21 protein-coding genes are annotated in these 26549 nt (G+C 61.4%); 6 read left to right on the top strand and 15 right to left on the bottom strand.

Translation table 11 applies throughout. The annotated features are described in order from the left end of the window. The first annotated feature begins 225 nt into the window (after window positions 1–225). On the top strand, window positions 226–753 hold the full coding sequence (locus BMAGN_RS01205) for a single-stranded DNA-binding protein (protein ID WP_022859602.1): 528 nt from the start codon (window positions 226–228) through the stop codon (window positions 751–753). A gap of 9 nt (window positions 754–762) precedes the next feature. On the opposite strand, the gene BMAGN_RS01200 is transcribed toward BMAGN_RS01205, so the two are convergent. Further along, complete coding sequence (locus tag BMAGN_RS01200) at window positions 763–2844, bottom strand: M13 family metallopeptidase (protein WP_022859601.1); 2082 nt, start codon at window positions 2842–2844, stop codon at window positions 763–765. A gap of 282 nt (window positions 2845–3126) precedes the next feature. On the opposite strand from BMAGN_RS01200, the gene BMAGN_RS01195 reads away from it, so the two are divergent. Beyond that, window positions 3127–3717, top strand: coding sequence for an HdeD family acid-resistance protein (locus BMAGN_RS01195; protein ID WP_026501973.1), 591 nt, complete (start codon window positions 3127–3129; stop codon window positions 3715–3717). A 133-nt stretch (window positions 3718–3850) separates the two neighbouring features. Then, window positions 3851–4624: a type I methionyl aminopeptidase gene (map, locus tag BMAGN_RS01190; RefSeq protein WP_022859599.1), complete on the top strand. Its 774-nt coding sequence runs from the start codon at window positions 3851–3853 to the stop codon at window positions 4622–4624. Between the two features lie 96 nt (window positions 4625–4720). Here map and BMAGN_RS01185 read toward each other — a convergent pair whose 3' ends face one another. From BMAGN_RS01185 to rsmH, 11 genes are all read right to left on the bottom strand, one after another. Then, window positions 4721–5923 carry a cell division protein FtsQ/DivIB gene (locus BMAGN_RS01185; protein ID WP_081640850.1) on the bottom strand — a complete coding sequence of 401 codons (1203 nt, stop codon included), beginning with the start codon at window positions 5921–5923 and terminating at the stop codon, window positions 4721–4723. Continuing rightward, a complete protein-coding gene (gene murC, locus BMAGN_RS01175; RefSeq protein WP_022859596.1) occupies window positions 5923–7470 on the bottom strand; it encodes a UDP-N-acetylmuramate--L-alanine ligase in 1548 nt (515 codons plus the stop codon). The genes BMAGN_RS01185 and murC overlap by 1 nt, the downstream gene beginning before the upstream one ends. A gap of 107 nt (window positions 7471–7577) precedes the next feature. Further along, complete coding sequence (gene murG / locus BMAGN_RS01170; protein WP_026501971.1) at window positions 7578–8753, bottom strand: undecaprenyldiphospho-muramoylpentapeptide beta-N-acetylglucosaminyltransferase; 1176 nt, start codon at window positions 8751–8753, stop codon at window positions 7578–7580. 88 nt (window positions 8754–8841) lie between these two features. Beyond that, window positions 8842–10143 (bottom strand): peptidoglycan glycosyltransferase FtsW, encoded by a 1302-nt coding sequence (locus BMAGN_RS01165; RefSeq protein WP_022859594.1) that lies wholly within the window; start codon window positions 10141–10143, stop codon window positions 8842–8844. After that, on the bottom strand, window positions 10136–11566 hold the full coding sequence (murD, locus tag BMAGN_RS01160; protein WP_026501969.1) for a UDP-N-acetylmuramoyl-L-alanine--D-glutamate ligase: 1431 nt from the start codon (window positions 11564–11566) through the stop codon (window positions 10136–10138). The genes BMAGN_RS01165 and murD overlap by 8 nt, the downstream gene beginning before the upstream one ends. Before the next feature lie 84 nt (window positions 11567–11650). Beyond that, window positions 11651–12757, bottom strand: coding sequence for a phospho-N-acetylmuramoyl-pentapeptide-transferase (gene mraY, locus BMAGN_RS01155; RefSeq protein ID WP_022859592.1), 1107 nt, complete (start codon window positions 12755–12757; stop codon window positions 11651–11653). 67 nt (window positions 12758–12824) lie between these two features. Next, window positions 12825–14327 carry a UDP-N-acetylmuramoyl-tripeptide--D-alanyl-D-alanine ligase gene (locus BMAGN_RS01150; RefSeq protein WP_022859591.1) on the bottom strand — a complete coding sequence of 501 codons (1503 nt, stop codon included), beginning with the start codon at window positions 14325–14327 and terminating at the stop codon, window positions 12825–12827. A 35-nt stretch (window positions 14328–14362) separates the two neighbouring features. Then, window positions 14363–15277 (bottom strand): hypothetical protein, encoded by a 915-nt coding sequence (locus BMAGN_RS01145; protein WP_022859590.1) that lies wholly within the window; start codon window positions 15275–15277, stop codon window positions 14363–14365. 54 nt (window positions 15278–15331) lie between these two features. Next, a complete protein-coding gene (locus BMAGN_RS01140; RefSeq protein ID WP_026501968.1) occupies window positions 15332–17119 on the bottom strand; it encodes a peptidoglycan D,D-transpeptidase FtsI family protein in 1788 nt (595 codons plus the stop codon). Then, a complete protein-coding gene (gene ftsL, locus BMAGN_RS01135; RefSeq protein ID WP_022859588.1) occupies window positions 17116–17580 on the bottom strand; it encodes a cell division protein FtsL in 465 nt (154 codons plus the stop codon). The genes BMAGN_RS01140 and ftsL overlap by 4 nt, the downstream gene beginning before the upstream one ends. Beyond that, window positions 17580–18650, bottom strand: coding sequence for a 16S rRNA (cytosine(1402)-N(4))-methyltransferase RsmH (gene rsmH, locus BMAGN_RS01130; RefSeq protein WP_022859587.1), 1071 nt, complete (start codon window positions 18648–18650; stop codon window positions 17580–17582). The genes ftsL and rsmH overlap by 1 nt, the downstream gene beginning before the upstream one ends. 242 nt (window positions 18651–18892) lie before the next feature. Here rsmH and BMAGN_RS01125 point away from each other — a divergent pair, with 242 nt between their 5' ends. Together BMAGN_RS01125 and serA are read left to right on the top strand one after the other, a co-directional pair. After that, window positions 18893–21172: a HelD family protein gene (locus tag BMAGN_RS01125; protein ID WP_022859586.1), complete on the top strand. Its 2280-nt coding sequence runs from the start codon at window positions 18893–18895 to the stop codon at window positions 21170–21172. Window positions 21173–21181: 9 nt separating this feature from the next. After that, complete coding sequence (gene serA / locus BMAGN_RS01120) at window positions 21182–22378, top strand: phosphoglycerate dehydrogenase (protein ID WP_022859585.1); 1197 nt, start codon at window positions 21182–21184, stop codon at window positions 22376–22378. A gap of 83 nt (window positions 22379–22461) precedes the next feature. Here serA and nrdR read toward each other — a convergent pair whose 3' ends face one another. Then, the gene (gene nrdR / locus BMAGN_RS01115; protein ID WP_026501967.1) at window positions 22462–22926 is read right to left on the bottom strand and encodes a transcriptional regulator NrdR; all 465 of its coding nucleotides are present in this window, start codon (window positions 22924–22926) and stop codon (window positions 22462–22464) included. 180 nt (window positions 22927–23106) lie between these two features. Here nrdR and lexA point away from each other — a divergent pair, with 180 nt between their 5' ends. Further along, window positions 23107–23805, top strand: a complete 699-nt coding sequence (gene lexA / locus BMAGN_RS01110; protein ID WP_022859583.1) for a transcriptional repressor LexA — start codon at window positions 23107–23109, stop codon at window positions 23803–23805. 113 nt (window positions 23806–23918) lie between these two features. On the opposite strand, the gene BMAGN_RS01105 is transcribed toward lexA, so the two are convergent. Both BMAGN_RS01105 and hflX read right to left on the bottom strand, forming a co-directional pair. Next, window positions 23919–24878, bottom strand: coding sequence for an L-lactate dehydrogenase (locus BMAGN_RS01105; RefSeq protein WP_022859582.1), 960 nt, complete (start codon window positions 24876–24878; stop codon window positions 23919–23921). Between the two features lie 143 nt (window positions 24879–25021). Beyond that, complete coding sequence (gene hflX / locus BMAGN_RS01100; protein ID WP_022859581.1) at window positions 25022–26503, bottom strand: GTPase HflX; 1482 nt, start codon at window positions 26501–26503, stop codon at window positions 25022–25024. Window positions 26504–26549: the final 46 nt, after the last annotated feature.

Genomic DNA, 26549 nt, shown 5'->3' with positions numbered 1-26549 from the left:
AATTATCAAACATACTGCAATGCAGCACGGGCAAGCATACTCGATTTCCCGCTTATTCGCAAGAGGCGAAGCCTGCCGCGCTTGTGGACAGCCGCTTTCTCCGTGCACTCCCCCGCTCATGACACACCCGTCCGACCACACGTGCGGCCGGCGCTCGCGGTTTGGTACGCGCTTGTTCAAGATGGTGATACCAACCGCCAGGAACACGAGGAGAAGGAGCATTCCATGGCAGTGCAACAAGCCCATATTGTGATAACGGGACGGGTGGGGACGCAGCCCGTCGCGTTCGGCAACGATCCGCAGCACAGCGGCTGCAAATTCCGTTTGGCCTCCACGCGCGTCTATCGCGACCGGCTGGGCCAATGGCAGGAATTGCCCACCACGTGGATCACCGTCAAAGCGTTCCGCCAGCTTGCGCAGAACGTCATGTTCGCCGTCCACCGCGGCGATCCCGTCATTGTGTCGGGAGCGCTGGGCAACGAGGAATGGGACGATGCGGAAGGCAAACACCATGTGCGCGTGGTAATCGAAGCGGCCACCGTGGGCCACGACCTCAATTTCGGCGTGACCACGTTGCGCAAGTTTGAAAAGGAAAGGCAGCCCGAGCCCATGCAGCCCCAACCCATGCAACCTCAGCCCATCCCCCAAGCATTTGAAAACCCCGCACCCGAAATGCCGGATGCGGGGCCAGAAACGCTCGAAGCGCCAGAAGAGCCCGAGGATCCCATGGATCCCGGAGATCCTATGGGATAGGCTCAGGCGTCACCAAATGTGCACGCGATCGGCAGGGGCAAGCCACATGCCGTCCGTCGGCTGCACGTTGAAGGCCTTGTAGAACAGGTCCACGTTGCGGGCGATGCCGTTGGTGCGGCTTTCGGCCGGCGCGTGCGGATCGATCTGCAAGTACTGCTCGGCCAGCTCGTCGCGGTTCTTCGTGCGCCAAATGGAGGCGTAGCTCAGGAAGAAACGCTGCAGGCCCGTGAAGCCGTCAATAACAGGCGCGGATTCGAGGGATGCCTCAATTGCCTGCGGCTCGCCGTCAATCGGGCGTCCCGCGGCCTTGTCCAGCGCGAACGCGTAGGCCTTCAACGCGATGTTGACGCCCGAAAGGTCGCCAATGTTCTCGCCAATGGTCAGCGCTCCGTTGACGTGCGGGGCGTTGTCCGGGTCGTCGGCGTACTTGTGGGCGAGCTGCTCGGGAACGAAGGTGTTGTACTGCTCAATAAGCGCGCCCGTCAGTTCCTTGAAATGCTGCTTGTCCTCTTCGGTCCACCAGTCGTGCAGCTTGCCGTCGCCGTCGAACTGGGAGCCTTGGTCGTCGAAACCGTGGCCGATCTCATGGCCGATCACGGCGCCAATGCCGCCGTAGTTGGCGGCGTCTTCGGCCTCGGGGTTGAAGAACGGTGGCTGCAAAATGGCGGCCGGGAACACGATGATGTTCTCGCTCGGCTCGTAGTAGGCGTTGACCGTCTGCGGGTTCATCAGCCATTCATCCTTGTCCACAGGCTTGCCCGCCTTGGACAGCTGGTAGCCGAACTCGTAGAGGGCCGCGGCGTCGAGGTTCTGTGCGAGCGGGGCGCCTTCGACCACGGCGAGCGCCGTGTAGTCGCGCCACTTGTTCGGGTAGCCGATCTTGGCTTCGAACTTGTCGAGCTTGGCCAGCGCCTGCGTCTTGGTTTCATCGGACAGCCAGTCGCTGTTGAGAATGGACACGTGGTAGGCCTCGATGAGGTTCTCCACGAGTTCCTGCATGCGTTCCTTGGACGAGCTCGGGAAGTGCAGGCGCACGTACTCTTTGCCCACGTCTTCGCCGCACACGCCGTTGACGAGCGAAACGCCGCGCTTCCAACGGTCCTTTTGCACTTTGGCGCCCGAAAGCGTCTTGCCGTAGAAGTCGAAGTTCGTGACGCTGAACTTGTCGCTGAGCATGCTAGCCGCACCAATGATGACGTGCACGCGCGCCCAGAGTTTGAGGTCGTCGAGATCGGTTTCGTTCCAGAACGCGTCGATGCCGGCGAGGAAGGTCGGTTCATGCACGTCCACGGTTTCCAGCGCGCCGATCACATCGACGGGCTGCGCCTTGGACGCGTCGGACTTGTTGTAGGCGTCTTGCATGGCCTTCGCCCAGCGTTCCACGTCGAAGTGCTTGAGCTGGTCGACAAGGTCGGCCCATGCGGTGGGATTGTGCGTTTTCACGGGGTCGCGCGTGGTGACGTTGTCCCAATGGTGGGAAGCGATGCGCGTTTCCACGTTAAGGAAGCGCTCGGCCAGGCCTTCCGCTTCCGCCTCGTCGTCCGTGTAGCCGGCGTTGCGCAGCTGCAGGGCCACCATGGCTTGGTATGCGGCGCGTACGGGTGCGTAGTGGTCGTCGCGATAGTAGGCTTCGTCGGGAAGTCCGAGTCCGCCCTGCTCCACGTGCACGGTGTTGAGCGTCGGATCATCAGCGTCTCCGTAGACGGCGAAGCCGAACAGGTCGGGACCGCCCGTCGGGTTGAGCGCGCCCAGGGCCTCGGTGAGGTCTTCCTTGGTGGCGGCGTCGTCGATCATGGCGAGCGCCGGGCGGATCGGATCCATACCGGCCTTTTCGATGGCGTCGGTGTCGAGGAACGAGTTGTATAGGGCCTTCGATTTGATGGCGCCCGTTTCGTCGGATTCGAGAATGTCGCGGATTTGCTGTTCCGCGTTTTCCGCGAGGCGGTCGAACGATCCGTAGCGCGAGCGGTCGTCGGGAAGGCGGTACGTGTCGATCCATGGTCCGTTGACGTGGCGGAACAGGTCGTCGGCCGCGCCCGTGACCGAGGAGAACGAGGCTTGGTCAATGCCGGAAGTGTATTCAGTAGTCATACTGTGCAGCTTATCCATTTTTCCTGACATGGAACAGCCCGAATGCGGCCGATTTTGGGCGTCCTGTCCGCGTCCATGCGTTGTCGCGTTTGCGTTGCGGCACCTACCATATGGGCCGCAAGTTTCGCTTGTTGTCGCAAAACCTGCGCTGCACGCCTAATTCGCTACGATTGCTTGTCATATGCGGCACACTGGGCAGTAGCGCTCCACTATGCCTCGTGTGCAGCGCTTTACGTCCGCTTTTTATGTGAAGGACTGATTATCATGGATCCAAATATGAACATGGCGAATGGAACTTCGCAGCATCCGTTCCATCTCGTCGAGGACATGCTTCCTCACGCCGCCAAGAACGGCATTCGCGCCGCATACGGCGTTATCGGCATTGTGGCAATCGTGTTGGGCATCTGCCTGCTGGTCTGGCCGGGCAAGACGCTGATTGTGGCCACCATTGTGCTGGGCATCTACTTCCTGATTTCCGGTATCGTGCGTATTGTCAGCTCGATTGTGGAAATGGGCCTGCCGGGCGGCTGGCGCGTGCTGGGCATTATCGTGGGCATCCTGCTCGTGATCGGCGGCATCGTGGTCCTCAAGAACGTGTATCTGTCCACGCCAATTCTGGCGATCATGTTCACGCTCATCATCGGTATCGGCTGGATGATGGAAGGCGTCATGGCCTTGACTGAATCCTGGGGTACGCCGAATTCGGGTTGGGCCATCTTCTACGGCATCGTCTCCATCCTCGCCGGCTTCGTGCTGCTGTGGATGCCGACCGCTTCCACCGTGTGGCTGATCATTTACGGTGGTATCGCACTCGTGATCATCGGCATTCTCGCCGTGATCCGCGCGTTCACCTTCGGCCACAGCAAGAAGTGAGTCGCGGCTGAACCGCTTTTTCCGTCCCGCCATGCGCAAGCGTGGCGGGATTTTTCATAACCGCCGCAATCATGCGATTGTTAAGCGTGTGAGCTACCGTAGTAACGGTTGTATACGTAGTAGAAAGACTGCAATGATCGAACTTAAGAGCCCCCGTGAAATCGAGCAGATGAAGCCCGCCGGACGTTTCGTCGGCAACATTCTCAAGGAACTGCGCGAACGCACCAAGGTGGGCACGAACCTGCTGGAAATCGACGAGTACGTGCACCAGCGCATCGTGGACCGCAAGGGCGCCGAATCCTGCTACGTGGACTACGCTCCGGACTTCGGTACCGGCCCGTTCGCCCACTACATCTGCACTTCCGTCAACGACGCTGTGCTGCACGGCATTCCGTACGATTACAACTTGAAGAACGGCGACCTCGTGAGCCTCGACCTGGCCATCAAGGTGGACGGTTGGGCTTCCGACTCGGCCATCAGCTTCGTGGTTGGCGACGCTGACGAAAGCGACCTGCGCCTTATCCGCAGCACCGAGGAAGCGCTGCTCGCGGGTATCGAAGCCGCCCAGCCGGGCAACCGTTTGGGCGACGTGTCCCATGCGATCGGCGAGGTGGCGCGTGAGTACGGCTACCCTGTCAACCTCGAGTTCGGCGGCCACGGCATCGGCCGTGAAATGCACATGGATCCGCATGTGGCCAACGACGGACGCGCCCACCACGGCTTCAAGCTGCGCGAAGGTGTCACGATCGCCATCGAACCGTGGTTCATGAAGTCGACCGACGAAATCTTCCAGGACCAGTCCGACGGCTGGACGTTGCGTTCCGTGGACGGTTCCCGCGGCGCCCACAGCGAGCACACGATCGCGATTACGGAGAACGGTCCGCAGATTCTGACGGCCCGCGGCTGATCCGCGTCAGCATCGTAATAAATATATATAAAAAGAAGGTCGGGATTGCGTCATGCGATCCCGACCTTCTTGCATTAAGGTCCGCTTATATCTCTCTTATTTCATGATCGGACGGCTGGGAGCGGACACGTCCACTTGCGTCTTGTCCCCGATTACCGCGGGATCATGGATGATTTTGTCCACGATCGCGATCTTGAGTTTCGCGTCGGCCGCGTCGCCCCATACGACCGTGATGCCGCTGGAGAGTCGTGTGGTGATGGAGTCCTGCGTATTGGCGGAAACCGACGCGACGTCCTTGCGCATGGATTCGGGAAGGTCGTTGAGGATGGTCAACGCCGCGAGCACGCCCTTGTTCTTAAGCGCCTTGTTCACATTGTTGACCTCGATCACGGGGATGCCCGCCACAGACGCGCCTTTGGCCACCGAATTGAGCACGCGTCCCCGGCTGTCCACGGCCGTCAAATCGTTGCCGCCCTTGACGCGCAGCATGGCCGCCGGACGTTGCGCCGTCACGGAAACCGTCAATCCGTTCGGGAACTTCTTTTGCGAGTCCGCGTGGGAGACGCCCGGAATATTCTCCAATGCCGATTCCACTTTCGCGTCCGAAACCACGATCAACGATTTGCCCACCTGCTGGTCGGCAATGTTGAGGATCTGCTCGTTGCTCACCCACGCGTTGGCGCCACGGACCGTAATCTTGTCGGCGCGCAAACGGAACACGGGCGAGAAAAACAGGAACCACACCAGGCCGATGATCACGGCAAGGGATACGACGGCGATGCCCACGCGGATCAGGATCGTGCGCACGTTCATGCGCTTGCGTTCCTTGCGCCGAGCCGTAAAGTCCACGACTTTGGGACGAGTGGCGATACCGATGCGGCCGCTTGTTTCACGCAACGTTTTTTGCAGCGGATCCTCGCTGCGCAACCTGCGGGCGTCCACAAAGGCGCCGGGCTGGCTCGCGGCTTGCGGCTTGCGCGAAACGCTTGGCTTGCCGCTACGCTTGACCGTTTTACGGACGCCACTCGCCTGCCTGCGCTGGGATTGCGTCATGGATTTGGCGTTCGGTTTGGCGCCGGTTCCGGCTTTCCCTTTTGACGAGCGCCCTTTGGACGTTCCTTGTACGGAACGCGAGGAAGTGGAACTTTGTACGGAGCGTGAGGAGCTTTGCGCGGAACGTGCCGTGCGCGCAACGCGTTGCGTACCCGTGCCCGTACCCGCATGTTCCGAACGTCCCGCGTGTTCCGTACTTCGTGACGAACGGCGCGACGGCTGTTGAGAGCTGACTGACCGTGGCATCACTGTCCGTTTCCGCTGAATCGTGCCTCCAACGCGTGCAGGACCACAGGGGCCATCTTCGTGATGTCGCCGGCGCCCACCGTCAAAATCACGTCGCCGGATTCGGCGCGCATGGCCATCATCTGCGCGGCCAACGCCATGTCTTCCTCGGCGCTGATCCAGTCGTCGCCATCGCCCAGGCGCTTCGCCTCGTCCACAATCGTTTGCGCGGTGATGTCGGGGAAATCCTCCTGCTTTTCACGTGCCGGGAAGATGCCCGTCACGATCACGTCGTCGGCCTTGTCGAGAGCCTTGGCGAATTGCGGCGCAAAGAACTTGGTGCGGCTGAACAGGTGCGGCTGGAACAGGACGCGGATCGAAGCATCCGGATAACGCCTGCGCGTCGCGTCAAGCAGCGCGGCGATTTCCGTAGGATGGTGGGCGTAATCGTCCACCACCGTCACGCCGTCCTGCTGCCCGCGGATCTGGAAGCGGCGAGCGGCGCCAAGGAACGAATGGGCGCTTTGGGCCGCCACGTCCGGATCCATGCCCAAGAGGATCGCCGCGATGATGGCCGCCGTTGCGTTGCGCGCGTTGTGCAAGCCAGGAATGGACAGTTCGACCGGAAGCACACGGGCCTCCCCCGTCAAACGCGCCGGCAAGTCCAGCACGAAACGCTCCACGCCCGTGGCGCGGTCTTCCTGCTCGGAACTGATTTCCACGAGCATGGCGCCGTTGAGGTCGCCCAGTTCGCTGCGCGTGGCCGTGGTGTAGGCGATGGTGCGTTCCGCGACGCGCGGATCAAGGGCGCGCAGCACCTTGCGGGCGCCTTCATCGTCCACGCACATGATCACATGGTCTACGGCGTGGCCCGCATGGTCCACGAACGCGGCGCGGTAGCGTTCCGCCGTACCGTAATGGTCCAGATGGTCGGCTTCAGCGTTGGTGATGATGGCGATCGTCGGACGGTACTTGGCGAAGCTTCCGTCGGATTCGTCAGCTTCCGCCACGAGCACGTCGCCCGCGCCGGCATGGCCGCCGTCAAGCGTGGTGCCGTCCGGCCCCTGGATCGAAGCGCCGATCGCATAGCTCGGGTCGGCCAGCTGTCCTGCGCCTCCCGTGCGCAGGATATGGGCGAGCAGCGAGCTGGTCGTGCTTTTGCCGTGGGCGCCGGCCACCGTGACGGCGCGGCCCTGGCTCATAAGCAGCGCCAGAATGTCGCTGCGGTGCACAATGTTGGCACCGCGTTCGGCGGCCGCCACGATTTCCGGATTGTCCGGCTTGATGGCGCTGGAATACACCACCGTGTCGGCACCTTCCACATTATGCGCGTCCTGCCCCACGAACACGGTGACGCCCGCGTCCTGCAAATGCTGCGTCTTGGCGTTTGCCGCACGGTCGGAGCCCTGCACGTTCACGCCGTGCTCATGCAGCATTTCCGCCAGCACGCTCATGCCGGCCCCGCCGATGCCAATAAAATGCGTCACGCCCAGCGACTTGAGGTCGCTGTCGGGCGCGAACGCCGCCAATGTCGGATCCAATACGATGTTGTCCTGTTGGTCACCCAAAATTTCTGCCCCTTACGACATGTGTGCGCGGGCGTACGCGCCGCGTCATGCACTCATTTGAGTCCATTATGCCGCGCCGCCGCCATTCCTGATGTGTTCCGTTAGCTTTAGGCGTTGGCCAGGCGCAAAATCTCGCGCGCCATGCGCTGTGCGGCGTCGCGGATGCCGTATTCCCAAGCCTTGTCGCCCAGTTCATGAAGCGCCTTGGGGTCGGCCAACAGCGGCGGCACGTGTTCGCGCACCCAGTCCGCCGTGAAATCGCGGTCGGCCACCATAATGCCACCGCCGGCCTTGACCACGGGTTCAGCGTTGAACCGCTGTTCCCCGTTGCCGATAGGCAACGGCACGTAGATCGCGGGAACACCCAGAGCCGTCAATTCGCTGACGGATCCTGCGCCCGAACGGCAAATGACCAGATCCGCGCAGGCGAACGCATAGTCGATACGTTCCAAATATTGCGCCACATGGTAATCGCGGCCGGCCACGGACTCGTCGCCAAGTCCCGTGAGCACATCTTGACCCGCACTTTGGGCCACGAGCTCGCGCACTTCGTCAATCTTGCCCTTGCCCGTAAGATGCACGATCTGCGCATGGTCGAGCAGCTCGCGCGCGCTTTGCGCCACGGCGCGGTTGAGGCTCACAGCACCTAGCGATCCGCCCGTGACCACCACGATGGGGCGGTCGGGATCCAGGCCGAGCGCGTTCGCGCCGTCGATGCGCGCCTGCTGACGGTTGGTTTCCAGCTGTTCGGCGAGTTGGGCGATGGCCGGACGCAATGGCAGGCCTACACGCTCCATATGCGTCGTGTCCGCCGGCTTGAGGCCCGTGTTGTCGTAGGCCGTGCCGATGAACGTGGACCAGCGCGCTCCGAGCTTGTTGGCCATGCCCGCGCGCGCGTTCTGTTCGTGGATGACCACGGGAATGCCCATCTTGTGCGCCGTCGCATAAGCCGGGGCCGACGCATAGCCGCCGAAGCCCACTACTACCTGGGCTTTGCGACGTTCGAGGATGTCGCGCACCTTGCGCGTCTCTTTGCGCCATTTGAACGGGAACATGAGGGCGGCCTTGTTGGGGCGCCTCGGGAACGGAACCTTCTCGATAGTTTCCAATTCGTAGCCGGCCTGCGGCACGAGCGAGGCTTCCAAGCCCACCGCCGTGCCCAATGCCGTCACTTGCGCCTGGGGATCAATTGCTTTGATGGCGTCCGCCACTGCCAACAGTGGGTTCACATGGCCCGCGGTGCCGCCGCCGGCCAATACAATATGCGCCGTTTCATTACTCATGGTTCACGAGCATAGTCCGTTCGGCATAAATTGCCGCTTCCCGTGGCGCTCGGCATTTCCGAGGCGCCCCTGCCGGGTTTAATCAGCGTTATGCGCGCGCCACTTCGGCGCGGATTTCAGGCTGTGCGCGCATCATGCTGTCCGCGATACCGGCCGCGCCCAAACACATGACCAGCGAGGATCCGCCGGCCGATACGAACGGTAACGGAACGCCCATGACAGGGAAAATGCCTATGACCACGCCCATATTGACCAGCGCCTGTCCCACAAGCCATACGGTGAAGCACACGAGTGCCATCGACACATATCGGTTGGCCGTATGCAAGGAAACATTGATCAGGCACCAACCGAGCATCAGGAACAATACGAGTACGGCCAGCGCGCCGATGAATCCCGTTTCCTCGCCAATGATGGCGTAGATGAAATCGTTGTGCGCTTCAGGCAGATAGTTCCATTTCTCGCGGGAATTGCCAATACCCACACCGAACAGGCCTCCCGAGGCCATGGCGTATTTGGCGTGCATGGCCTGGTAGCACACGCCTTCCAAATCCTGCGGCGAGCATTCCTGGTAGGTGGCCAGAATACGGCCCATTCGGTTGGAACTCGTAAGTACGAGCACAATGACGCCCAGACCCAGCAATCCTCCGATGTAACCCAGATATTTGAGCGGAATACCGCCGATCAAGAATCCGGCCAAGCCAATGGCCACAATGATCAGGCCCGTGCCCAGATCCTTGCCCGAGAGCACGCACAACAATGCGGCCACATACCACAACGCCGGCTTGCCATACGCGTCCTTGATGTCCCCGCTCTTTTTATAGCGGGCGTGAGCTTCTTCCATGGCCTTGGGCAGCCACACGCACAGCGCCAGCTTCATGACCTCGGCTGGCTGGAGCTGGAAGACGCCGGGAATGCCCACCCAGCTGCGGTTGCCGTTGACTTCGATGCCCAACGGCGTAAGCGTCAACAACTGCAACACCATGGCGACCATGAGGAACGGTTGGGAGAATTTGCGGTAGGTACGGTATGGAAGATGCATGAGCACCAGCGCGACGATCACGCCCACAATACAGTACATGCCCTGGCTGAGCACCTGCGACCATGGGGACGCTCCCGCCGCCACCATCGTGACGGCCGAGCTGGAAAACACCATGATCAGGCCGAATACGGTCAGGATCACCACAATGATACGGAACCCGTGATAGCACCACAACGGGTTCATGAGCATGCGCCAACCCGTATACCGTTCGAAATTGGCGTTCTGTGGTCCCTTCCCGTTTCCCGCGCCCGTCTGCGGCGCCGACTGCGCCGAACGGGACGAACGCGTGGAACGGGAGGAACGCGCAACGCGTGCAGAGGAAGCGTTAGATCCAGAGACGCGTCTAGGCATGCGCATGCTCCTTGACCCAGCGGTGCGCTTCATGGGCGAACTGGTTGCCACGGTCCGCATATGAGACGAACTGGTCCATGGACGCGCATGCGGGGGCCATAAGCACCACGTCTCCGGGCTCGGCGAATTCGCCGGCCGCGTCGACCGCGCGGTGCATGACCGTGGCGTTGTCGCTCGGATCGATAATCGTCAACGGCATGTCGGGAGCACTGGCCTGGAACGCTTCGACCATCTCGTGCTGGTCTTTGCCAATGATGACGGCGGCCTTCATGATGTGGCGTTCCTGGGCGACGAGATCTTCGAAACGGCCGCCCTTGGCGAGGCCGCCCGCGATCCAGACCACGCTGTGCTCGGGGAAGCTGCTGAGCGACGCCTTGGCCGCATGCGCGTTAGTTGCCTTGGAATCGTCCACGAACCGGATCGTTCCCTCCTCGCTCGTCAGTTCGGCCACTTTTTGGATGCGGTGGCCGCCCGGAGCGAACTGCTTGAGCGCTTCGAGCGCCGTGTGGGCGTCGGCGCCCAAGCCGAGCACCAACGCCAACGCCGTCAGCGCGTCGGCCAGCAAATGCGGGTAAATCGTGCCGTCAGGCTCGGTCAAGTGCACGAACTCGTTGATGGGCGCCAGCACGTTGGCGACACCGTATTCGCCACCGGCCACGCCGCTCATGTCCACGATCACGCCGTCGGCAATGCCGATCTGTCCCGCTTGGGGTTCCTGCAGCGTGAATCCGACGCGCAGGCAATTTTCGCCCGTTTGCGCGGCCTCGGCCAGAGCCGTGACGCGGGCGTCCTGCGCGTTGTAGACGGCCACACGCTGGGCGCGGTGGTACACCTTGGATTTGTCGGCCGCATAGTTGTCCATGCCGCCATGCCAGTCCAGATGGTCGGCCGCGATATTCGTAATGGCCGCGCAATCCAGCGCGAGTGAGTCGGTGAAATGCAGCTGGAACGAGCTCAGTTCCACACACAGCACGTCATTGGCCGGGTCGATGGCGGCACGCGACACGGATTTGCCGATATTGCCGACGGCGGGCGCCGTCAGTCCGCATGCGGTAAGCATGGACGACGTCATTTCCGTGGTGCTCGTTTTGCCGTTCGTGCCCGTAATGCCGATCCATGCGGCGGGCTTTCCGGTACGCGTGGAGTTGACGCGCAACATCCAGGCCAGCTCAACTTCGCTGACTACGGGGACGCCGTGCTCTTGTGCGGCGAGAATGAACGGAGTGCGCGGATTGAAGACGGGCGAAACGCACAGCAGATCGATGTTGTTCCAGTCGATATCTTCAAACGAATGCAGGTCGGCTTCGGGCTTGCGCTCGTCGACGCCCCACACCTGCGCGCCGTACGAGCGCAGGATATCCACCATACTTTGTCCGGAAATTCCCAGTCCGGCCACTACCACACGTTTGTCTTGCCACTGCATTTTGTTGGGTCCTTTCTGTTGACCCGAGATATTTTTTTGCGGGAACATCAGTTCCCGCATGACATTATCGATAACCGGTTACGCTCAGCCGTTCCACATGCCCGATCGGACCAGCCAGTCGCCGTAGAAAATGACGAGGCCGACGATGACGAACATCAATTCGATCATCCAGAAACGGACCACGACTTTGCCTTCGCTCCAACCGAGCAATTCGAAGTGGTGGTGGATCGGCGCCATCTTGAACACGCGCTTGTGGGTGAGCTTGAAGCAGCCCACCTGGATCACGTCGCTGAGCGCTTCGATCACGAACAGGCCGCCAATGATGATGGCGAGGAATTCGGTGTGCGTCATGATGGACAGCGCGGCGAACAGGCCGCCCAGCGCAAGCGAACCCGTGTCACCCATGAAGATGGAGGCGGGGTTGCAGTTGTACCACAGGAAACCGAGGCAGGCCACGGCCGCGCACAACGCGATCACGGTCAAGTCAAGAGGGTCGGAAACGGTGTAGGTGAATCCGGCCTTGTGGGAGCCCACCAAGTGGTACGTCTCCCAGAACGCCACGGCCGCGTATCCCGTGAACGCGATCATGGACGAGCCCGCGCACAGGCCGTCGAGACCGTCGGACAGGTTCACGGCGTTCGTCCAGGCCGCCATCAGGAAGTTGACCCAGATAATGAACAGGATGATCGAAAGGAGCTTGCCCGCGAACTCGAACGAAATGAACGGCGATTCAATAAAACTGATACCGGACTGGGCGCTCGGCTTGCCGGACTGGTTCGGCAAAACCAGCGCGAGCACGGCAAACACCGTCGCGAAAATGAACTGTCCGATGAACTTGCCGCGTACGGTCAGGCCTTCGCTCTGCTTCTTGCGCACCTTCGCGAAATCGTCGATGAAGCCGAGCAGGCCCATCGTAAACATGGCGAACAATACGAGCACGGCGGACCAGGACGGCCTCACGCCCACGGAAAGGTAGCGGTACAGGGCGGACGCGCCCCATCCCACAATCACCGCGATCACAATGACCACGCCACCAAGCGTCGGAGTGCCGCGCTTGACCAGATGCGACTGCGGGCCATCCTGACGGATGTACTGGCCGTAATTGAGTTTGTGAACGATCCGTATCATCAACGGGGTGCCGACCAACGTGATGATCAGCGAGACCAGAAGACCAATGATGACTGCAATCACCTGAAATGCTCCAATTCTTGAAGGTGTGCTTTCTGTGGGTTATGGGCGCCGCAAAGACCGCGGCACGTCACGCGTCGCGCTGCTCGGACTCCCAACGCTGCGCCAAAGCACTCAGTCCGGACGCATGCGAGCCCTTGAGCAGCACCACCATGCGGTTGTGCTGGGTCGCGAGTTGGTGAATCAGTTCATCCGCCTCGTCGGCACTGTGTGCCCAGTGTACCGGGACGTCAGGGCGATTGCTGGCGTTGACAGCCTCCATTGCACCGTGAGCCAGTTTACTCGCGAGCATATCGAGGTGGGAATCTTGGGCGCTGCCCACGGAAATGACGGCGTCCAAGTCGGCGTTCACCGCGTATTCACCGATGGTCTCATGCAACTTTTCTTCGTCGCCGCCGAGCTCGAGCATCGCGCCGAGCACGGCCACGCGGAACGGTTCATGTTCGTCGCCCGCATGCCATGCGCGCAATCCGTCAATACCGGCACGCATGGAATCCGGGTTCGCATTGAAGGAGTCGTCGATCAGCGTGAAGGTGGCGCCGTCGCGCGTCACTTCGCTGACGGCCATGCGGTGCGGGCTAATGCGGCGCACGGCGTCGAGCTCGTGGGCAATGGCGCGGAGCGGCATGCCGAAGTAGTTGGCCACGCTTGCCGCTGCCAATGCGTTCATCACGTTGTGACGTCCCGGAATGCCGAGCGTCACATGGTTTTCCGTACCTTCGCTGGTACGCAGGATGAACGAAGCGCGGCCCAGGCCGTCCAGCGTCACATCGTCTGCGCTCATCCAATCCTCATGCTCCTCGGCGCGTTCCATGCCGAACCACTTGACGAAGGACGGCGCGATGGCGTCCATGGCGGCTATATGCGGGTCGTCGGCGTTGAGCACGGTCACGCCTTGCGGCATCTCCCCGCGCACGATTTCGCTTTTCGCCTCGGCGATGCGTTCCACCGAGCCGAACTCTCCCAGATGGGCGTTGCCCACCTTGAGCACCACGGCCACGTCCGGCGGCGCGATCTTCGTCAGCCGAGCGATCTCGCCCACATGGTTCGCACCCATTTCCGCGACGAGGAAACGCGTGTCCTCGCCCACATGCAGCGCCGTGAGCGGCAGACCGATTTCATTGTTGAAGGATCCGACGGGCGCGACGGTGGGTCCCATCGTTTCGAGCAGCGTATGCAGCAAGTCCTTCGTGGTGGTTTTGCCCACGGATCCCGTAATGCCCACAATGGAGAACGGCGCGTCCAGCGCGCGGCGGCGTTCAAGATTGTGCTTGGCGAGCGAGCCCAACGCTTCCACGCTATTGCGCACGATGATCTGCGCCACGTCGGCGCCGGGAACCTCGTGTTCCACGATCGCCGCCACGGCGCCCTTGGCCGCCAGTCCCGGCACATAGTCGTGGCCGTCCACATGTTCGCCGTCAATGGCCACGAACACGGTGCCATCTTGCACTTGACGCGAATCGCTGACCACATGCAAGGCGACGGCCTTGTCCGTCTCCTCATGGCCATCCGAAGGCCAGACGAGCTGGCCTGCCACGGCCTGCGCCACTTCCGGCACGCTCATGGGCATCATTGTTGCTTGTTCCACGATTTTCCCCTTCACGGTTTCTAGTGCATTTCGCGCGTGACGCGCAGCACGCTTTTGATGCTGTTCTTGCGAATTCCCGCCGCCATCGCCATGGCGATGGTCAGCGACAACGAACGTACTTGGTCCTGGTCGGCATTGGACTGCAGCGCCATCATGTCCGATTCCTCGGTGCGTCCCACCACTTGCGTTTTGCCCGTCTGCGGGCATCCGAAATGGCGGCACATGGCGGCAACGTACTGCTGCGTCTCGCGCGGCGCCGTCACACCGTCGCAGCCGATGACGTCCACTTGCACGGCCTGCATGGCCTCGGGCTGCAAGGTGCGCTCGTCCATGGCGATAATCACGGCGGCGGCCCCGTCTTCCAGGCACACCGACAGCACCTGCTGCATGGCCAGCGTATCCAGCGGGTACTGCAAGTCCAGCACGCGTTCCAGCGATTGGGATTCCGCAGCGCTTACCGTGGCCACAGGATTACCCAGCATGTGCAGGAATTGGGCGAGCTCGTGCACGTCCTGCGCGATCATCGCGTCATCGGTGCCCGTGACCGCGAACACGGCGAGCGTTTGGGAAGGATCGGCGGCGATATGCGAAGCCAATTCCCCAAGCCGGCCGGCTTGAAGTTCGCCGTAGAGCACAGGCACGGGATCGTCGGGCAGCAGCGCGCGCATGGGCTCAGGAAGCACCATGGCGTAAGCGCCATTGGCAATGGCTTCCTCCAAGTCGGCGCGCGTCAACGGCATCTTTTGAGGATCGGTCGCGGTTTCCTGGCCCGTTTGCGGCACGAACAGGCATCCGGGCCGTATGGAAGCGATATCGTTGGCCATGGAAGTCACGGTCACCATGGTGGCGTAAGAGGGCTCCAGCCGGAACCCGTAATGCTCTTCCAGGTACCCCAACGTGGTGCGTTGGGATACCGATTCACTGATCGAGCTCATGAATTATGCCTTCCTGTTGACCACGCATTATTATGCCATGCTGTAGCACTCGGTTTACCACTCAGTCGGGATGGCGTCTTTGCGCGGCGAAGAATTCGGAATGTCGTACTTCTGCATGAGGAATTCGCCGATCTGCGCGAACACGGGGCCGGCCGTCAAACCGCCGAATCCGCCTTGGGGATTCTTGAGCACCACGGTGACCACGAACTTGGGATCGTCTGCGGGAATGATGGCCGTGTAATCGCTGATAATGGAGCTCAGCCTTCCGTCGGCGCCCACGACTTCGGCGGTACCCGACTTCGAGGCCACGCGGTATCCGGGAACGCCCGCGAATTTCTGGTACGATTCGGCGACCGACTCCATGCCGTTGAGCACATTCTTGGCCACAGACTCGTCCACGACGCGCGTACTCGTGGTGTTTTCCATGCGCGTGGTCTTGCCGTCGGCGTTCGTGACAGCCTTGATCAGCGTTTGCGGGCGCCTGACGCCCTTGTTCGCGATAACCGCCACCGCGTTCGTCAGTTGCAGGATGTTTGTGGAATAGCCTTGGCCGAACAACACGGTATTGCGCGTACGGCCGTCCCAGTCCTTGTATGAGGAGAGCACGCCTTGCGATTCGCCGGGCAGCTTCAATCCCGTCGGCTGGCCAATGCCGAACTTCGTGAGATATTCGTAGCGCGCCTTGTCCGAGTAATGGCTGGAAGCGAGAATCGTGCCCACATTCGAGGACTGCTGGAGAATTCCGGCAAGCGTCCACTGGCTGGTGGCGTGTTCCTCGGCGTCCTTGTAGGTCTGGCCGTCCAGTTCCAGAGTGCTCGGCACCGTGAACTTGTCGGACATCTTGTGCAGGCCCTCCTGCAACAGGCCGGAAACGGTGAACACCTTGCCGATCGAACCGGGTTCGAACGTCTGGCTCACGGCGCGCGCCACATTGATTTTCGCGGCGTCGCTGCCCGCTTCGATCTCGTCGGTGTCCGCGAGCGCCACGATGTCTCCCGTGGAAACTTCCTGCACCACGGCGATGCCCCAGTCGGCGCTGTACTTTTCCTGGCTTTGTTCGAGGATCTGTTCCACGCGCCACTGCACGTCGCGGTCGATGGTGAGTGTCACGTCCGAACCGTTGACGGCGTCTTTGGATTCGGTCATCGTACCGGGGATTTCTTCTCCCCCGCCGCCCTGCTGGTAGATTTCGTAGCCGTCGGTGCCCGTGAGCGTCGAGTTTTCGAGCTGTTCTATGCCGGCCACGCCTTTGCCCGAGTCGTCCACTCCGCCCAGCAGCGCGCCCATAAGCGTGCCGTTGGAGTAGATGCGCTCGTTGCTGAGTTCACCATAGACGATGCCGCCCAGATACAGTTTGTCGATTTTGCGTTTGACTTCCGGCGTCACGTCTTTTTTCAATACGGCGTACTGGCCCGGTGCGGACAGTTCGCCGCCGATCGTGGTGGCCGGTTCGCCCAGCAAGGGTGAAAGCAGTTGCGCTACCGCGGCCGCGCCTGTGGTGGTGAGGTTTTTGCCGTTGAGCGACTGGCAGTACGGTTCGGTTTTGGGCGTGCAGTCGGTGGGTTCGAAACTTTGCGCGGCTTGCGGGTTGCCGATAATCGTGTAGCGTTCCACGCTTTGGGCGAGCACGGTGCCGTTGGTGTCGAGGATTTTGCCGCGTTTGGCGTTCACTTTGACCGACAGCGTTCGGCTTTGGGTGGCGGCCTGCGCGAGCGTGGTGCCCTGGATGAATTGCACCCATACGAGTCCCGCGAAACAGGCCACGGCGAGCAGCCCCAGCAGCAGCCCCACGCATACGGTGCGGTTCACTACGGAGCTATGGGAACGCCAGAAGCGTTTCATTTCTTGGTACCATCCTGACTTGGCTTGTACCCCTGCAGATCAATTGTCACGGAATTGGTCGCCGGGATCATTTTCATATCTTCGGCCCGTTGCGGCAACGACGCCTCTAACTGATCCAATTTAGCCTGATCGTCTTCCACATCTTGTGTCAATGTTGTGATATTTCGCTGCACCTGCGTGGCTTCGAAAGAATCCTGGATCATTTGCGTGCGCAGCATCAGTGAACCGAGCAGGCTGGCCACGAGGAACACCACGGCGACCACAAGGTACACCATGGGCGTGGTGCGCGTTTTTGTCCATTTCCACAGCTGGTCAAGCCCCTGGCTTACGAGGAATTTGCGCGACTTGGCGGAGTCGACGACGCGCAGTTGCGGGCGTTTGGACGTGTGCTCTTCCGCTTCCGCCTTCATCTTGCGTCCCGCGGGTGCCGCGGAAGAATGCATGCGTGGCAATGCCGCCATTATTTCCTCCCCTTGCGTGCGCTATGCGCGGAGCGGCCGCGCTGGTGCGAGGCGCCGCGCTGTTGCCGCAATGGTACATACGGTTCGTCGAAACGTGTACGCCAACGTTGCGGAATTGGACGGATCAGTTCCACGCCGCGCAAGCGCACGGACGCCGAACGCGGATTGTGTTCGATTTCCGCAGCGTCCGCCTTGAGCGCGCCGCGCGTGATTTCCTTGAAGAACGGTTTCATGTCTTCAGGAATGACGGGCATGTCGGCGGGCACATCCGCCTTGAGTCCCTGATTCATGAACGTTTTGACGGTTTTGTCTTCCAGGGAATGGTAAGACTCCACCACGAGGCGGCCGCCCACGCTAAGCCGGTTCGCGATCTGCGGCAGCGTGGAGGCGAGCTTGTCGAGTTCGCCGTTGACTTCAATGCGCAGCGCCTGGAACACGCGCTTGGCCGGATTGCCCGAAGCGCGGTGCGCCTTGGGGATCACGCGGTCCACGAGCGCGTTGAGCTGCGCGGACGTGACAATCGGGTCGCTGTCGCGGCTCTGGACAATGGCGCGCGCGATATTGCGCGAGAAGCGTTCCTCGCCATACAGCTTGAAAATCGCCTCGAGATCCTGTTGGGAATAGGTGCGCAGGATTTCCGCGGCAGTAAGCGGCTGGGAAATGTCCATGCGCATGTCGAGCGGGGCGTCATGGGAATAGGAGAAACCACGGTCGGTTTCGTCGATTTGCAGGCTGGACAGGCCCAGATCCATGAACACGGCCTGGACCGAACGGATATTGCGCTCGTCGAGCACGCGCGAGAATTCGTCGAATGCGGCGTGGACGGGAATGAAACGGTCGGCGAGACCTTCCTGGGTCACGCGTTCCGTGGCGAGCGCCAACGCCTCGCTGTCGCGGTCGATGCCGATCACGGTCGCCTCGGGCGCATTGCGCAAGAAGGCGATCGTGTGGCCCGCCAGTCCGAGCGTGCAGTCCACGGCGATGGAATGGGGCCGTTTCAGGGCCGGCGTCACGAGCGCGACGCAGTCATCAAGTAATACTGGCGTATGGATAGCTGAAAAATCCGTCATTATAGTCGTTCTGTCACGCACGCGCGGAACGCGCACGCCCTCCCTCATGGTCCGTTCCCTGCAATATCAATATCACTATATGACGCGCGTACGGCACCGGAAAGTGTCGGAGCGCACATTTTTCCCTACTTTACCGCACCAACATCAAAATGGGCGTGACCGCGCACATTTCTCCCGATTTCTTCGTATTGGCCTTACGGTACATTTATATGCCCAGATAATCACGAAGGGAATCGGACAGTATGTCGAGCTACTCAGCACAGATACGCGAAGAACAACACGCGGTCGACCGCGCTTACGGACGGCTGGATGCGTTGCGGGCGCAAACGCGCTCGCGGCTGAGTGAAGTGCGTGCCGCCGGTTCGCACGGTTCCCCCACGCAGCGCACGGAACGCGATTCCTTCGCCACGATGTACGAGGACCGTCTGGCGCAGTTGCGCGCCGTGGAGGACCGTCTGGTGTTCGGCCGGCTCGACAATAAGGACGGCCAGCGCCGCTATATCGGACGTATCGGATTGCTGGACGAGGATCATGAGCCGATTTTGACGGACTGGCGCGCCGAGGCGGCCCGGCCGTTCTACGAGGCGACGCCTTCTCACCATGGCGACATTGTGATGCGCCGCCATATCACGCTGCATTTCCGCACGGTCACGGGCGTGGAGGACGAGGTTCTCGACGTGCATTCGGACCATGTGGGCGAAGCTTCGGACAACGGCACATTGACGGGCGAAGGCGCGCTGCTCGCCTCGCTCAGTTCCCGGCGCACGGGGAAGATGACGGATATTGTCGCCACGATCCAGGCCGAGCAGGACAAGATCATCCGCGCCGACCTGCAGGGCGCCGTTGTGGTGCAGGGCGGCCCGGGCACGGGCAAAACGGCCGTGGCGCTGCACCGCGCCGCATACCTGCTGTACACGCACCGGCGCATGCTCAACAATTCGGGCGTGCTCATCATCGGCCCGAGCAACACGTTCCTGCGCTACATCGACCAGGTGCTGCCGTCGCTGGGTGAAACGGGCGTGGTCAGCCGCACAATCGGCGACCTGTTGCCGGGCGTGGAAGCCACAGCCGTGGACGAGCCACATGTGGCCGCACTGAAGGGTGACCGGCGCATGGTGCGCATGATCGCCAACGCCGTCACGGGACGCGAACGTATCCCGGCCAACCTTCCCGACATTACGATCAACGGCGTCAGGCTCACATTGCGCGCCGAATACATCAAGAACGCCATCAATGACGCGCGCCGCACGCGCCAGCCGCATAACAAGGCGCGCGAAACCTTCGTGCATAGCGTGATCGGCCAGATGCGCGCCCAGTACGTGCAGCAGCTCGATTACACGCCTGAGCGCAGCGAACTCAACGAGGCGCAGCACCAGCTGTATATGAACGACAAGCTGCGCGTGACGCTGAACCTCGCATGGTTGCCGATGGACGCGCGCTGGCTGCTCGACCAGCTGTTCGCCAAGCCCGAACAGCTGCGCCGTTTCGCGCCGTGGCTGTCGGATGACGAAATCGCCATGTTGCAGCGCCCCAAGGGAAGCCCGCTGACGCGTTCCGACATTCCGCTGCTCGACGAGGCCATGGAACTGCTCGGCCCCGATCCGCATGAGGCCGCACGCCAGGCCGCGCGTGACGCGGCGCGCGCCGAACAGGAACAGTACGCGAAGGACACATTGAGCCAGAACGGCATCGGTTCGGGCATCGTCTCCTCGCAGCGCCTCATGGAGGAAATGGAAGGTTCGGGAAGCGACCTGCTGGCCCAGCGTGCGGCAGCCGACCGCGAGTGGACGTACGGACATATTGTGGTGGACGAGGCCCAGGAGCTGACGGCCATGGACTGGCATATGCTCATCCGCCGCTGCCCGTCGCGTTCGTTCACGATTGTGGGCGATGTGGCGCAGACTTCCGCCTTGGGCGGCACGCGCAACTGGCGCACGACGATGAACCAGCTGTTCGGCCCCAAGCACTGGTCGCTCAACGAGCTGACGATCAACTATCGCAACCCGAAGGAAGTGTCGAACCTGGCATGCGATTTCGCACGTGGCGAAGGCCTGTACATTTCCACGGTCAACGCCGTGCGCAGCGTGCCCGAATCGGTTGAACGCCATATTGTGGCCGACCATGATGCGCTGCTGCGTACCGTGGGCGAGGACACGGCCGCGCTGACGCGCGATTTCGTGATCGTCAACGGCACGGGACGCGTGGCCGTGATCGCGCCCGACGACATGCTGGGCGAGGTGCGCGCCAGCGTGCACAAGGCGTTGCGCGCCGCTTTGGGCGACCATGACGCGCAGGCCCTGATCGACCAGCCCGACGTGGACGCGCAGGTGAGCGTCTGCAACGCGCAGTACGTCAAGGGCCTCGAATACGACGCCGTGGTGGTCGTTGAGCCCGGCGCGATCGAGTCGCAGGCGCCTTCGCGCGCCGTGGCCGCGTCCGATCTATATGTAGATTTGACGCGTCCGACGCAACGATTGTTTATAGTGAGGACTACCCAAGACGAGCAACTGCTCCCGATGTAAGGTGAACCCATGCCCAAAGCACTGTTGTTAGAGAATATTCATCCGTTGGCCGGTGAGGCCTTGCGCCGCGCCGGTTTCGATGTGGAGCAGCTCTCCGGAGCGCTGTCCGAAGCGGAACTGATCGAGGCGCTGCAGGGCGTATCCATTTTGGGCATCCGTTCCAAGACTTCCGTCACGCCGGCCGTGATCGACGCGTGCCCGGACCTGTTGGCCGTGGGCTGCTTCTGCATCGGCACGAACCAGGTAGATTTGGCGTATGCGGCGCAGCGCGGTGTGGCCGTGTTCAACGCGCCGTATTCGAACACGCGCTCCGTGGTGGAACTCGTGATCGGCAACATCATCAGCCTTATGCGACGTCTGCCGGCGCACACGTTGCGCATGCGCGCGGGCATTTGGGACAAGTCCGCGAGCGGTTCGCACGAGGTGCGCGGCAAAACGCTCGGCATTATCGGCTACGGCAATATCGGCTCCCAGCTGTCCGTGCTGGCCGAGGCGTTGGGCATGCGCGTCGTGTTCTACGATCTGGAGGAAAAGCTCGCGCTGGGCAACGCGATCCGCTGCAATTCGCTCAACGAGTTGCTCGAGCAGTCCGACGCCGTGACGATCCATGTGGACGGCCGCGCGGAAAACACGGGATTCTTCGGCGAGGAACAGTTCGCGCACATGAAGCAGGACGCCATTTTCCTGAACCTGTCGCGCGGATTCGTGGTGGATTTGCAGGCGCTCCGCCGCCACTTAGACGCCAAGCACCTGGCGGGTGCTGCCGTCGACGTGTTCCCTGTGGAGCCCAAGAAAAGCGGGGACCCGTTCACTACCCCGCTGGCCGAAGAACCGAACATCATTTTGACGCCGCATATTGGAGGCTCGACGCTGGAAGCGCAGAAGAACATCGCGCTGTTCGTCTCCCAGCGTCTTGAAGACTACATGTGGCGTGCCTCGACGATGCTGTCGGTGAACGTGCCGCAGATTACGCTCGGCTCGTGCTCGGCACCCGCCCGCATCGCGCATTTGCACAGCAATTTGCCGGGCGTATTGGCCAGCCTCAACCATGTGCTGGGCGAACGCAACATCAATATCGCCGCGCAATCGCTGGCGACAGAGGGAGAAATCGGTTACGTGGTCACCGACGTGTCCGAAATTCCCGACGAAGAGACGATCGCGGCGCTGGGCGCCATCGACGGCACGATCCAGTTGCGCGTCATGTAAGATGTGGCGGCCGGCTATATTGTGTTCGCCGGCTTACCACATATATCAATAGTTGAATATATGATCCATCGACCGGTTGCGCGTCACTGTTGCGGTTCGTCCGCGGCGGCGGCGCGCAAGTCATTGATGGCGTTCTGGAAGTCGTTGAGATCTTCAAAATTCTGATAGACGCTCGCGAAACGCATGTATGCCACTTCATCGAGGTCGCGCAACGGGCGCAGGATAGCCTTGCCGATTTCGTCCGATTCGACTTGCGCCAGTCCGCGGGCGCGCAGATCCTCTTCGACGCGTTGACCGAGCATCTTCAAATCCTCTTCACGGATGGGGCGCCCCTGGCACGCCTTCCTCACTCCGGCGATGACTTTGCCGCGGTTGAACGGTTCCACTTCCCCCGTACGCTTGCGCACGAGCAACAGCGTGGTCTCCACGGTAGTGAACCGGTGCCCGCAATTGAGGCATTGACGCCTGCGCCGGATGGAATACCCGTCTTCACTGATGCGCGTATCAATGACTTTCGTGTCTGCGTTTTGGCAATATGGACAATGCATACCGTCAAGAGTAGCGCGTCGCGGGGGAATATGGTGCATTTTTTGTGATGCGGAGCCGATTTTTCGACGTTTTTCCTTAGAGATTGCACATAATCTTCACGCCATGCGACACGTGTTCGAACATCTGTTTGAAATACCCCATATGGTGCGTTATGCTAGTCGTAATCGAAAGGACCCATCATGAGCAGCGCGTTTTCCGGCGGCTCTGCGCCGCATCCGACTCCTGAAATGAGCGATTTGACGCAGCGCCAGCGCAAAGTGCTGGGCGCCATTCGCGACCTGACCGCAGCCAACGGGTTCGCCCCTTCACTGAGGGAAATCGGCAAGGCCGCCGATTTGAAAAGCACGTCGTCCGTACAGCACCAATTGCATATGCTCGAAGCCAAAGGCTACATCCGCCGCGACGCGCACAAAGGCCGCGCACTGGAAATTGTGCCGTTGGAAGAGCCAGAGGCCGCCGTGTCCGTTCCGTTCCAGGAGGGTTCCACGCAATCGGTGATCGATTCGTCGGATGTTCCGCTTGTCGGGGACATCGCGGCCGGCGCCCCCATCACGGCGCAACAGCATGTGGAAGACGTGATGCGCCTGCCCACCCGGCTTACGGGCACGGGAGAACTGTTCATGCTTGAAGTGCACGGGGACTCCATGGTGGACGCCGCCATTTGCGACGGGGATTTCGTGGTGGTGCGCCAGCAAAACACGGCCGAGCCCGGAGATATCGTGGCGGCGCTGCTGGGCAACGAGGCGACCGTGAAAACCTTGCGCTTCGACGACAACGGCCATATGTGGCTCATGCCCCACAACCCCAACTACTCCCCCATTGACGGCGAACACGCGCAAATCATGGGCAAGGTCGTCACCGTACTGCGCAAACTGTAACGGCGGCGTCGTCTTTCCGCACTACTTTCTGCGCCATCCAAATACGTATCCTTATGCAAAAAGCTCCAAGCGTCATACGCTTGGAGCTTTGCTATACGCTATGCCAGCGGCAATCAGATGCCGAACTGGGAAGAGGTTTCCTTCAGCGTCTCAGCGGAGCGCTTCAGGGCGGCGAGCTCTTCGTCGGACACCGGGGTGTTCAGACGGGAGTTCACGCCGTTGCGGTTGAGCAGCGTAGGAACGGACATGCACACATCGGAGATGCCGTGGAAGTCCTGCAGCAGCGAGGACACCGGCAGGATGCGGTTGGAGTCGTTCATGATCGCTTCGATGATGTCCACAGCGGACATGGCGATGGCGAAGTTCGTCGCGCCCTTGCCGTTGATGATCTTGTAAGCGGAGTTCTTGACTTCCCGGTGGATCTCTTCACGCTTGGCGGCGTCGAGCGGCTCGTGACCCGGCAGCGGCTGCCATTCGGTCATCGGGACGCCACCGATGGTGGCGGAGGACCACAGCGGGACCTCGGAGTCGCCGTGTTCGCCGGCGATGTAAGCGTGCACGTTCTTGACGTTCACGCCGGTCTGCTGGGCGATCAGGAAGCGCAGGCGAGCGGAATCCAGGTTCGTGCCGGAGCCGAACATCTGGCTTGCCGGCAGACCCGAGAGCTGCAGGCAGGCACGCGTCACGATGTCCACCGGGTTGGCGATGAGCATGTAGATGGCGTTCGGGGCGACCTTCACGAGGTTCGGGATGATCGACTTCATGATGTTGATCGTGGCACCGGCGAGGTCCAGACGGGACTGGCCCGGCTTCTGGCGAGCGCCAGCGGTGATGACTACCATGTCGGCGTCGCGGCAGATTTCCGGATCATCGGAGCCGTCGAGGGACACGGTCGGCAGGAAGCTGGAGCCGTGCTGCATGTCGAGCACTTCGGCCTCAACGCGTTCCTTGGCGATATCTTCGAGAACGATTTCACGAGCTACGCCGCGCTCTGCAGCGGCGAAAGCGAGCGTGGAGCCAACAGCGCCGGCGCCGACGATAGCCAGCTTGGTGGGCTTAATGGAAGAATTCATCTTAAACAACCTCTCCGTATAACACTATCCCGTGGAATCCGCGGGCGACCCCGCTGGACGCGGGTCTTCGTAGAGCTTTCGGTTCCTCACTCTAGCGAAGTCGTTTGACGTTACGGGCCTGTGGCGTATACCACATTTTATTGTCAGCCGATGGCGGATTCCATGATGCGGGCGCTGAGGTGATCGTCCACAAAAGCTTGCACGCGTACGCCGTCGTCGCGGTATTCAATGTCGAGCACGCGTCCGTCAAGGCGGATTTTTTCGACAAGCGAGCCTGCCGTGTATGGCAGCAGCGCGTCGACGTGCACGGAAGGCTGCGGCAGCATCGCCTCTACTGCGGCCTTCAACTCGTCGATTCCTTCGCCAGTAGCCGAAGAGACGATGAACGCGTCGGGTGCGAGGCGGTGGAGTCGCTCGCGCGTCTCCTCGTCCACAAGGTCGGCCTTGTTCATCACGAGCAGCGACGGAATATCGCCCACATGCTCAATGCTTTGCAGGGTTTCGTTCACGCTGTCGATTTGCGAGAACGGATCCGGATAGGACATGTCCACCACATGCACGATGAGGTCCGCTTCCCCAACCTCTTCGAGCGTGGATTTGAACGCTTCCACGAGCTGTATGGGAAGCCTGCGCACGAATCCCACAGTGTCCACGTAGGCGTAGCGGCGCCCTTCGGGAGTGGAAGCCGCGCGCACGGCCGTGTCGAGCGTGGCGAACAGCGCGTTCTCCACAAGTTCGCGCGAACCCGTCAAGCGGTTCGTCAACGAGGATTTGCCGGCGTTCGTGTAGCCCACTACTGCCACCGTGGGCATCCCGTTGCGGTTGCGAGACCCGCGCTTGATGGCGCGCGACGGTTCCATGTGAGCAATATCACGGCGCAATTTCGCGATACGGTTACGGATGACACGGCGGTCCATTTCGATTTTCGTTTCGCCCGGGCCTCGCGAACCGATGCCCGCGTCGGCGCCCGCCGCGCGTCCGCCCGCCTGCCTGGACAGGGACGCGCCCCATCCGCGCAGTCGCGGCAGCATGTACTGCAATTGGGCGAGCTCGACTTGCGCCTTGCCTTCCTTGGAGGAGGCGTGCTGGGCGAAAATGTCGAGAATGACGGCCGTACGGTCCACGACTTTCACTTTGGCCGCGTCTTCGAGCGCACGGCGCTGGCTCGGCGCCAGATCGTCGTCCACGATAATCGTGTCGGCCTCGTTGGCGGCCACAATATTGGCGATTTCGCGCGCCTTGCCCGATCCCACGTATGTGGCGGCGTCGGGACGGTAGCGCTGCTGGAGCACGCCGTCACACACCACGGCGCCCGCCGTCTGCGCGAGCGCGGACAATTCACGAAGCGACTCCTCGGCCTCGGCCTGCGTCGTCTCGCGCCGCGACCATACGCCCACGAGCACCACGCGTTCCAGACGCACCTTGCGGTATTCGACTTCCGTGACGTCTTGCAGCTCCCCCAAGCCCGTCACATGTTTCAGTTCGTTGCGGGACTCTCGTTCTTCCCACTGTTCGTTTCCCGGAGTAAACAGGTCATGGTCGTCACGGTCGGCAAGCAACACTTCCGACTGGCCGGCGAGCACGCCGCCCCCACGGACTTCGTCGTCACGTTCAATCGACACCAACTGCCCCCAAAGGCACCTCACTATCGCTTTATATAATATGTAGAAC

The sequence above is a fragment of the Bifidobacterium magnum genome (genome assembly GCF_000741255.1).
GTDB classification, from domain to species: Bacteria; Actinomycetota; Actinomycetes; order Actinomycetales; family Bifidobacteriaceae; genus Bifidobacterium; species Bifidobacterium magnum.
The sequence above is the reverse complement of the archived record's forward strand: the minus strand, read 5'-3'. Positions and strand labels throughout refer to the sequence as shown.